We start from the raw sequence: 8,489 nt of genomic DNA, 5'->3' as shown, positions 1-8,489 counted from the left end.
ATTTTTTTTATACCGCGCAGGTTACCGGTCGATAGCACTTCTCGCGAGACAAGACGCGCAATCCCTCCGGGGTGCTCTCCAGAATTCGCCGCTCGCTGTCAGCGACCAGCAGTTCGCACTGATATCCACCGGCCAGGCCGAACAGCGACCGCGCCACGCAGGCATCCTCCAGCGCCGCCTCACCTGTCGTATCAAAATGACCAACAATGCGTCCCTGCTGGCGGATCACTAACCGATAGCTTTTCATCTGCTTTGCTCCAGCGGCGGTAGGATCAATTCGTCACAACCCTGGGCGGCAGTCCAGTTCATCACCTCCAGCACGCGCTGGGCAGCAGCCTGCGTCGCTGCCCCCAGCGCCAGGCCGGAAAGCAACCCGCTCACCAGCTCCGCGCAGAACAGATCGCCGGTTCCTTTTAAGTCTGTCTCCACCCGCGGGTGAACCACCACTTCCACTGCATCGGCCGTCACCACCAGCACATTGATCGTCGAATCGGCCTCTCCCGGCGCGCTGGTGATCACCACCCATTTGAGGGTGTCCGACAGCAGGCTTCGCGCCGCGGCGACCGCCTCCTGCCGATCGCGACAGCGCTGGCCGCTCAGCGTCTCCAGTTCGAACAGATTGGGGGTGATCCCTTGCGCCAGCGGCAGCAGGTGCTGACGATAGGCGTCCGGGATCTCAGCCTTGACATAGATGCCGCTGTCGACATCGCCGATGACCGGATCCACCAGAATGCATAACCCGGGATGGCGGGCCCGTACGCGCGTCAGCCACTGCGCCAGGCGTTCGATTTGCACAGCGCTGCCCATATAGCCGGTGGTGACCGCACGCAGTTCGCGCAGCGCGTCGCGCTCCTCCAGCGCCTGCAGATACCCGACAAACCACTCTTCCGGAATAATGCCGCCATAGAACGTCTCATAATGGGGCGTATTACTGAACAGCACCGTCGGCACCGCCAGCACGCGCAGACCATGCTGTTTAATCGCCGGAACCGCGATGCTGTTGCCGACGCTGCCATAGACTACCTGCGACTGCACGGCGACGATATCCACTTCCGACGCCCGGCTTTTGTCGTGAAAGAGCACTGATTGTATATCATCCTGCTGGCCCATCTTTTCTCCCCCCGCTGGACAGCGGGTCACGCACTGATTATGATTCGTCCTATGCTAAATTCCATTTTGTCATAGGTCAATAATGTTAGCCGGAAAAACCGCCAGCGAAATCTTCGATAACATCCGCCATCTGGTGCAGAGCGGCGGGTTGCAGCCCGGAGAGGTTCTGCCGCCGGTACGTGAACTCGCCAGCCAGCTTGCAGTGAATCGCAACACTGTCGCCGCCGCCTATAAACGGCTGGTGACCTCCGGGCTGGCCGTCAGTCAGGGACGCAACGGTACAGCCATTAAAGCGCGGGACACACTGCCGGCGCTGGAGGGAGGTGACCCAACGACCCCGCTGAACGATATCTCCAGCGGCAATCCGGATCCGGCCAGACTGCCTGATTTACCCCGCTATCTGGGCCAGATTGCCCGCACGCCCCGCCTGTATGGCGATGCGCCCATCGAGCCGCGGCTTGGCCAATGGGCCGAGGCGTGGTTTGCCAGAGAGATAGCCGTTCCCTTTGCGGTGAATCTCGCCAGCGGGGCGATAGACGCCCTGGAGCGCCTGCTGTGCGCTCTGCTGCTCCCCGGCGACGGCGTTGTGGTGGAAGATCCCTGTTTTCTCAGCAGCATCAATATGGTGCGTTACGCCGGTTTTACCCCCTGCCCGGTGGCGGTGGATGCCGAAGGGATGGATCCTGACGGCCTGGAGGAGGCGTTACGCAACGGCGCACGGGCGGTGATCTTAACCCCGCGCGCGCATAATCCTACCGGCTGTAGCCTGACGGAAACCCGGGCGCATGCTCTGCGGGAGGTGCTAGCCCGCTATCCGCAGGTACTGGCGATTGTTGATGACCATTTTGCCCTGCTGTCGGCCACGCCATGGCACTCCCCTCTTCCTGCAAGCACCCAACGCTGGGCGCTGGTGCGCTCGATGTCAAAAACCCTCGGACCAGACCTACGGCTGGCCTTTATCGCCAGCGATGCCGCTACTTCAGCGGCGCTGCGCCTGCGGCTTAACGCCGGCAGCCAGTGGGTCAGCCATCTGCTGCAGGACCTGACGCTGGCCTGCCTGACCGACGAGGCGTTTATCGCCTCGATGACGGAGACCCGTCGTCACTATCGCCAGCAGAATGAGAAACTGGCGGCGGCGCTGGCCCGGCACGGCTTCAGCCATGCTACGCCAGGGGATGGCCTCAATTTCTGGCTGCCGCTGCCAGCGGCGAGCCAGCCCTACGCCTTACGCCTGGCCCGCGCCGGCTGGCTGGTCCGGGAGGGAGAGGTGTTTGGCATCCGTACGCCCTCCCACGGGCTACGCCTGTCGCTGGGCCGTCTGAGTGACGCTGAGATTTCCCGCCTGGCGGCCGATATTGCGCAGGCCTTAGACGCCCCCTGACGCAGGCAGTCCACCGAACGTATCGGGGAGTGATGGCAGCTGCCGACAAATTAATGAAAAATAAACGACAGCAGGCTAGTCTTTCCTGCATGCCCTGATCGCCGAGGCGGACAAATCGCTCACAACAAGGAGCACCAGAGATGCATCACCCTGACCTGGCACTGAAAGCAGTCATTGAAGCCTGCGATCGCGCTATCTCGCAGGAAGATTACGATACCCTGATGAGTTATTACGCAGAAGACGCCGCGCTGGTCGTCAAACCGGGCATGGTGGTCAGAGGGAAAGAGAATATCCGCAAAGCCTTTATCGCCATTGCCGACTATTTCCAGCACCGACTGGTGGTGACTCAGGGGAAAATGGAGGTTATTGAAGGCGGCGGCAATGCGCTGGTGATTATGGAGACTCGGCTGGATATCCCGACGGCGGACGGGATATCCCAGGTCACGTGACGCGCCACCTATGTCTTTCAGAAGCAGGGCGAACGCTGGCTGTGCACCGTCGATAACTCCTACGGCACCGACCTGCTTGATGATTAAATGCCCGCCCCCTGGCTAAAGTGTTCTTCGCCGAACACGCCGGTGGAAAGGTAACGATCGCCGCGATCGCAGACAATCGCCACCACCACCGCGCCAGGATTTTCGCGGGCTATGCGTAACGCGCCCGCTACCGCGCCGCCCGAACTGACGCCGCAGAAAATGCCTTCCCGCACCGCCAGCTGACGCATGGTATTCTCGGCATCCTGCTGATGAATATCCAGCACCGTATCCACCAGCGAAGCGTTAAAGATCCCCGGCATATACTCTGCCGGCCAGCGGCGGATCCCGGGAATACTGCTCCCCTCCTCCGGCTGCAGGCCAACAATGGTCACCGGTTTACTCTGTTCACGCAGAAAACGTGACACGCCGGTAATGGTGCCGGTGGTCCCCATACTGGAGACAAAGTGGGTGATACGCCCCGCGGTCTGCTGCCAGATTTCCGGGCCGGTGGTGGTGTAGTGGGCGTAGGGGTTATCCGGGTTGTTAAACTGATCGAGCAGTTTGCCTTCTCCGCGCTGGGCCATTTCCAGAGCCAGGTCGCGGGCCCCCTCCATCCCCTGCTCTTTGCTGACCAGGATAAGCTCGGCGCCGTAAGCGCGCATCGCGGCCCGACGCTCCTGGCTCATGTTGTCGGGCATCAGCAGCTTCATCCGGTAGCCTTTCAGCGCGGCGATCATCGCCAGCGCAATACCGGTGTTGCCGCTGGTCGCTTCGATCAGCACGTCTCCGGGCTGAATTTCGCCGCGCTTTTCCGCTTCGACGATCATCGACAGCGCGGCGCGATCTTTCACCGAGCCGGCCGGATTATTGCCTTCGAGTTTGACCCAGACTTCGCTGCCGTTGTCCGGTCCCAGACGCTGAAGTTTGACCAGAGGGGTATTGCCGATGGTTTGTTCGAGTGTATTCACGATTTTTACTCAATAAAAAAGCCGGGCGGCGCTTCGCTTACCCGGCCTGGCAGACGCGTGATAATTCCAGACCGGGTGAGCAGAGCCTCACCCGGCAAAAGCACATGGATTTAAGCTATCAGGCCGACTCTGCCAGAGCAAGCTCGCCGCGCGGCTCGATACGCTCGGTACCGTTGTACAACCGCGCGTTTTGCAGCCCGACGAACAGCCGTTCGCCGCGGGACGGCGCCTCGTCGCCCGTTAACACCACGCTCAGCGGTTCGTCATACCACCCCAGAGGCTGAACGACTAATTGGGTGTAGTGCCCTTTCGGACTGGCCTCCAGGACCTGCACCGGCAGCGGCGAATCCAGGCTGGTCCGCCGGCTGATGTCCACTTCCCACGGGCGCAGGAACAGGTCCACTGGCCCCTGGTATGCCGGGGTATAGCCTAACGGCCAGCGGTGGGCGCCGACGTGGAACTGTCCACCGCGGATGACCCCCTGCAGGCGGTTCACTTCCCCCATAAACTCCAGCACGAAACGGGTAGACGGCTCACGCCATACGCGCTCCGGGGCATCGGCCTGTTCGATGTTGCCCTGGCTCATGACCACCACCCGGTCGGCAACTTCCATCGCCTCTTCCTGATCGTGGGTGACGAACACGCTGGTGAATTTCAGCTCTTCATGCAGCTGACGCAGCCAGCGGCGCAGCTCTTTACGCACCTGCGCATCCAGCGCACCGAAAGGTTCATCCAGCAGCAAAATTTGCGGCTCCACCGCCAGGGCGCGCGCCAGCGCCACGCGCTGCTTCTGGCCTCCGGACAGCTGCGCCGGATAGCGATCCGCCAGATGGGCCAGCTGCACCATCTCCAGCAGTTTGGTCACCTTGGCTTTAATCGCCGCCGCATTGGGGCGTTCGCGGCGCGGCAGCACAGTCAGGCCAAAGGCGATGTTATCGAACACCGTCATATGGCGGAACAGCGCATAGTGCTGGAAAACGAAGCCCACTTTACGGTCGCGAGCGTGCATCCGACTGACGTCGGTACCGTGGAAGCGGATATGACCGCTGGTCTGATGCTCCAGACCGGCGATAATTCGCAGCAGGGTGGTTTTTCCGGAGCCCGAGGGCCCCAGCAGCGCAACCATTTGTCCGGAAGGGATATCCAACGAGATATCATTCAGCACCTGGGTGCGACCAAACGATTTCTTAATATTGGCAATCTCAATGCTCATGATTTCCCTCCTGTTGCGCGCGTTCTTTCTGATTGGCCAGACGCCATTGCAACATACTCTTTAAAAACAGGGTCAGAATAGCCATTAACGTCAGCAGGGCGGCGGCGGTAAACGAGCCGACGGTGTTGTAATCCTGCTCCAGTAGTTCAATTTGCAGCGGCAGCGACAGCGTTTCGCCGCGGATCGAGCCGGAAACCACCGACACCGCGCCAAATTCGCCGATGGCGCGGGCGTTGGTCAGCACCACGCCGTACAGCAGCGCCCAGCGAATATTGGGCAACGTCACCCGGCGGAACATCTGCCAACCGGACGCGCCCAGCAGCACCGCGGCCTCATCTTCATGACTGCCCTGACTCATCATCACCGGCACCAGCTCACGCACCACAAACGGACAGGTAACAAAGATGGTCGCCAGCACCATGCCTGGCCAGGCGAACATGATTTGCAGATTATGCGCGTCAAGCCAGCCGCCCAGCGGACCGTTAGAGCCGTAAAACAGCAGATACACCAGACCGGCCACCACCGGCGAGACGGCGAACGGGATATCCAGCAACGTCAGCAGCAGTTGGCGCCCCGGAAAGGTAAAACGTGTCACCAGCCAGGCCAGCAAGGTACCGAACACCAGGTTCACCGGTACGGTAATCAACGCAATCATCACCGTCAGCCAGATGGCATGCAGCATGTCCGGGTTCGCCAGGTTTTCCAGCACCGGCATCAATCCTTTGCTGAAGGCCTGGATAAAGATGTAGAGCATCGGCACCACAAGGATGAAGGCGGAGACCAGCATCCCGACGCCAATCAGAAACCATTTTCCCCAGTTGATACGGGGCGCGTCGTAGCGTTTCAATTGAGTAACTTCCGCCATTAGTGACCTACCACGCGTCGACCAAAGCGACTCTGCAGGGTATTGATGGAAAACAGCAGCAGCAGTGAGGCGGCCAGGATCACCGAGGCGATGGCGCTCGCCGCCGGATAGTCAAACTCCTGCAGACGAATAAAGATCATCAGCGACGTCACTTCCGTCTTCCACGCGATGTTGCCGGCGATAAAAATCACCGCGCCGAATTCGCCGAGGCTGCGGGTAAACGACAGAGCAATGCCCGCCAGCAGCGCCGGCGACAGCTCCGGCAGCACCACCTTGCGGAAACTCTGCCAGCGCGTAGCGCCCAGCGTTTCCGCCGCTTCCTCATACTCGGGCCCCAACTCTTCCAGCACCGGCTGCACGGTGCGTACCACAAACGGGATGCTGGTGAAGGCCATCGCCACGGCGATGCCGAGCCAGGTATAGGTGACTTTAATATCGAACTTCGCCAGCCATTCCCCATAAATACCGTTCACCGAAAACAGCGAGGCCAGGGTCAGACCGGCTACCGCCGTCGGCAGCGCAAACGGCAGGTCCATTAAGGCATCCAGCAGCGTGCGGCCCGGAAAACGATAGCGGGTCAGGATCCAGGCCATCAGCAGACCAAAGACGCCGTTAAAAATCGAGGCCACAAACGCCGACAGCAGCGTCACCTTATAGGCGGCCACCACCTGCGGGTTGGTGATCACATCCCAGTACTGCGCCCAACTCATCTGCGCCAGCTGCATCACCAGCGCGCTGAGCGGTAATAACAAAATCAGACAGACAAACAGCAGGCTGGTGCCAAGGCTCAGGGTAAAGCCCGGCAGCACGCGCTTGGACGACACAGCAAACATTACTTACGCCCCGCCGCCAGCAGTTTGTCCAGTTCGCCGCCGCTGGCGAAGTGGGTTTTCATCACCTCAGGCCAGGAGCCAAACTTATCTTCCACGCGGAACAGCTCGGTCTGCGGGAATTTATCCTTCAGAGCATCCATCACTTTCGGGTTGTTTACCCGATAGTAGTAGTCGGTAATGATAGTTTGCGCCTGTGGCGTATAGAGCCAGTTCAGGTAGGCTTTCGCCGCCTTTTCCGTGCCATTGGCTTTGACGTTTTTATCGACCCAGGCTACCGGGAACTCCGCCAGAATGTTGGTTTTCGGGATAACCACTTCAAATCCCTGCGCCTCATACTGCTTGCGAATATTATTCACTTCCGATTCGAAGCTAATCAGCACATCGCCGAGGCCGCGCTCGGCGAAGGTGGTGGTCGCTCCGCGCCCGCCGGTGTCAAAGACTTCGACGTTCTTGAGAAACTGAGTCATAAACTGTTCGGTTTTAGCTTTATCGCCGCCATCAGCTTTATCCGCCGCGCCCCATGCCGCCAGGTAGGTGTATCGGGCGTTACCCGAGGTTTTCGGATTCGGGAAGATCAGCTTAACGTCAGAGCGAACCAGGTCGTTCCAGTCATGAATGTTTTTCGGATTGCCTTTACGCACCAGGAAACCCATCGTCGAATAGAACGGTGAGCTGTTGTTCGGCAGACGGCTTTGCCAGTCGGCCGGGATCAGGTTGCCTTTGTCATGCAGGATCTGCACGTCCGTCACCTGGTTGTAGGTGACCACGTCCGCCTTCAGGCCCTGCAAAATAGCCAGCGCCTGCTTGGATGAACCGGCATGCGACTGCTTGATGGTCAGCTTGTCCCCACCATTGTCTTTCGCCCACTGCTGCTCAAAAGGCGGGTTAAGGGCGGCAAACAGCTCGCGGGAGACATCATAGGAGCTGTTCAGCAGCTCCGTCGCCTGCGCCTGCGCCACCAGCAGCATGGAAGCCGCCAGCGCCAGATATCCTTTTTTCAGTGATTTAACGGCCATTGCGCACCCTTATCAACGTTGAACATTTTCTGATGATCATCATATTTATAACGGGTACGAAAGGAGTAACGGTTTTATATACCGTTTGGCGATTTGGAAGTCGAAAAGGGAATAAGCAACTGGCAAAGCTTAGCTGAAAGCGGCTCGCAGATTAGACGGGTCATTGTGACAAACGGCAGCCAGGCGTGCACTGTGTTTATATGAAAAACACACAGATATTTGCTCGTCAGCTCAGACGTAGCTTAACGCCCGCAGAACGTCGACCAGGGTACTGACTGCGCAACCGCCGTTTTGCTAGCGACACGTTTCGCCGTCAGCACCCCGTTGGCCCCTATATTCTCGATTTCGCCTGCTGCGCAATACGGCTGGCGATTGAACTGGACGGCGGCCAACACGATGACGCCGCACCCGCTGGCAACAGAGCGAGGGATGGCGAGTTTTACGCTTCTGGAATATTGAGTTTGAAGAGCATGGTGATGCGGTGATGGAGGGGATACTTGAAGCGCCTGAGTCGCCGATGCCCTCACCCCTCCCCTCTGACTGAGGGAGAGGGAGTAAAAGAATCCGCACGCAGATCCCATAGCCGCACCTTACCGTCCCCCCCCCCCCCCCCCCCTGCGGGGGGGG

9 protein-coding genes and 1 pseudogene are annotated in these 8,489 nt (G+C 59.6%); 3 read left to right on the top strand and 7 right to left on the bottom strand.

Translation table 11 applies throughout. The features are described 5' to 3' along the window. Nucleotides 1-7: 7 nt before the first annotated feature. Together HMPREF9538_RS03260 and pdxK are read right to left on the bottom strand one after the other, a co-directional pair. Nucleotides 8-247 carry a hypothetical protein gene (locus tag HMPREF9538_RS03260; protein ID WP_002913605.1) on the bottom strand — a complete coding sequence of 80 codons (240 nt, stop codon included), beginning with the start codon at nt 245-247 and terminating at the stop codon, nt 8-10. Then, complete coding sequence (pdxK, locus tag HMPREF9538_RS03265; protein ID WP_004174917.1) at nt 244-1,110, bottom strand: pyridoxine/pyridoxal/pyridoxamine kinase; 867 nt, start codon at nt 1,108-1,110, stop codon at nt 244-246. Before pdxK ends, HMPREF9538_RS03260 begins: the two co-directional genes overlap by 4 nt. Nucleotides 1,111-1,192: 82 nt before the next feature. Between pdxK and ptsJ the strand changes: the two genes are divergently transcribed. Both ptsJ and HMPREF9538_RS03275 read left to right on the top strand, forming a co-directional pair. Beyond that, nucleotides 1,193-2,491, top strand: coding sequence for a transcriptional regulator PtsJ (ptsJ, locus tag HMPREF9538_RS03270; RefSeq protein ID WP_002913617.1), 1,299 nt, complete (start codon nt 1,193-1,195; stop codon nt 2,489-2,491). 140 nt (nt 2,492-2,631) lie between these two features. Next, nucleotides 2,632-3,027, top strand: a pseudogene (locus HMPREF9538_RS03275) (YybH family protein). Here HMPREF9538_RS03275 and cysM read toward each other — a convergent pair. From cysM to cysP, 5 genes are all read right to left on the bottom strand, one after another. Further along, the gene (gene cysM / locus HMPREF9538_RS03280; protein WP_004145610.1) at nt 3,024-3,935 is read right to left on the bottom strand and encodes a cysteine synthase CysM; all 912 of its coding nucleotides are present in this window, start codon (nt 3,933-3,935) and stop codon (nt 3,024-3,026) included. The pseudogene HMPREF9538_RS03275 and the gene cysM overlap by 4 nt on opposite strands. A gap of 118 nt (nt 3,936-4,053) precedes the next feature. After that, the gene (gene cysA / locus HMPREF9538_RS03285) at nt 4,054-5,148 is read right to left on the bottom strand and encodes a sulfate/thiosulfate ABC transporter ATP-binding protein CysA (protein WP_002913623.1); all 1,095 of its coding nucleotides are present in this window, start codon (nt 5,146-5,148) and stop codon (nt 4,054-4,056) included. After that, nucleotides 5,138-6,013: a sulfate/thiosulfate ABC transporter permease CysW gene (cysW, locus tag HMPREF9538_RS03290; protein WP_002913625.1), complete on the bottom strand. Its 876-nt coding sequence runs from the start codon at nt 6,011-6,013 to the stop codon at nt 5,138-5,140. The genes cysA and cysW overlap by 11 nt, the downstream gene beginning before the upstream one ends. Further along, nucleotides 6,013-6,846 carry a sulfate/thiosulfate ABC transporter permease CysT gene (gene cysT, locus HMPREF9538_RS03295; RefSeq protein WP_002913626.1) on the bottom strand — a complete coding sequence of 278 codons (834 nt, stop codon included), beginning with the start codon at nt 6,844-6,846 and terminating at the stop codon, nt 6,013-6,015. The genes cysW and cysT overlap by 1 nt, the downstream gene beginning before the upstream one ends. Further along, nucleotides 6,846-7,862, bottom strand: coding sequence for a thiosulfate/sulfate ABC transporter substrate-binding protein CysP (gene cysP / locus HMPREF9538_RS03300; RefSeq protein ID WP_002913628.1), 1,017 nt, complete (start codon nt 7,860-7,862; stop codon nt 6,846-6,848). The genes cysT and cysP overlap by 1 nt, the downstream gene beginning before the upstream one ends. A gap of 275 nt (nt 7,863-8,137) precedes the next feature. Here cysP and HMPREF9538_RS33435 point away from each other — a divergent pair, with 275 nt between their 5' ends. Then, nucleotides 8,138-8,347, top strand: a complete 210-nt coding sequence (locus tag HMPREF9538_RS33435) for a DUF559 domain-containing protein (RefSeq protein WP_349815817.1) — start codon at nt 8,138-8,140, stop codon at nt 8,345-8,347. The last annotated feature ends 142 nt before the right edge of the window (nt 8,348-8,489 follow it).

Origin of the sequence: Klebsiella sp. MS 92-3 (genome assembly GCF_000195655.1) — a bacterium.
In the GTDB taxonomy this organism is placed as follows: Bacteria; Pseudomonadota; Gammaproteobacteria; order Enterobacterales; family Enterobacteriaceae; genus Klebsiella; species Klebsiella pneumoniae.
This window is presented reverse-complemented; position numbering and strand designations above follow the sequence as displayed.

Bases quoted from the DNA above. Each gene is read 5' to 3' on its own strand.
- cysT (WP_002913626.1), bottom strand. From the start codon at position 6,846: ATGTTTGCTGTGTCGTCCAAGCGCGTGCTGCCGGGCTTTACCCTGAGC.
- HMPREF9538_RS03260 (WP_002913605.1), bottom strand. From the start codon at position 247: ATGAAAAGCTATCGGTTAGTGATCCGCCAGCAGGGACGCATTGTTGGT.
- cysP (WP_002913628.1), bottom strand. From the start codon at position 7,862: ATGGCCGTTAAATCACTGAAAAAAGGATATCTGGCGCTGGCGGCTTCC.
- cysA (WP_002913623.1), bottom strand. From the start codon at position 5,148: ATGAGCATTGAGATTGCCAATATTAAGAAATCGTTTGGTCGCACCCAG.
- cysW (WP_002913625.1), bottom strand. From the start codon at position 6,013: ATGGCGGAAGTTACTCAATTGAAACGCTACGACGCGCCCCGTATCAAC.
- ptsJ (WP_002913617.1), top strand. From the start codon at position 1,193: ATGTTAGCCGGAAAAACCGCCAGCGAAATCTTCGATAACATCCGCCAT.
- pdxK (WP_004174917.1), bottom strand. From the start codon at position 1,110: ATGGGCCAGCAGGATGATATACAATCAGTGCTCTTTCACGACAAAAGC.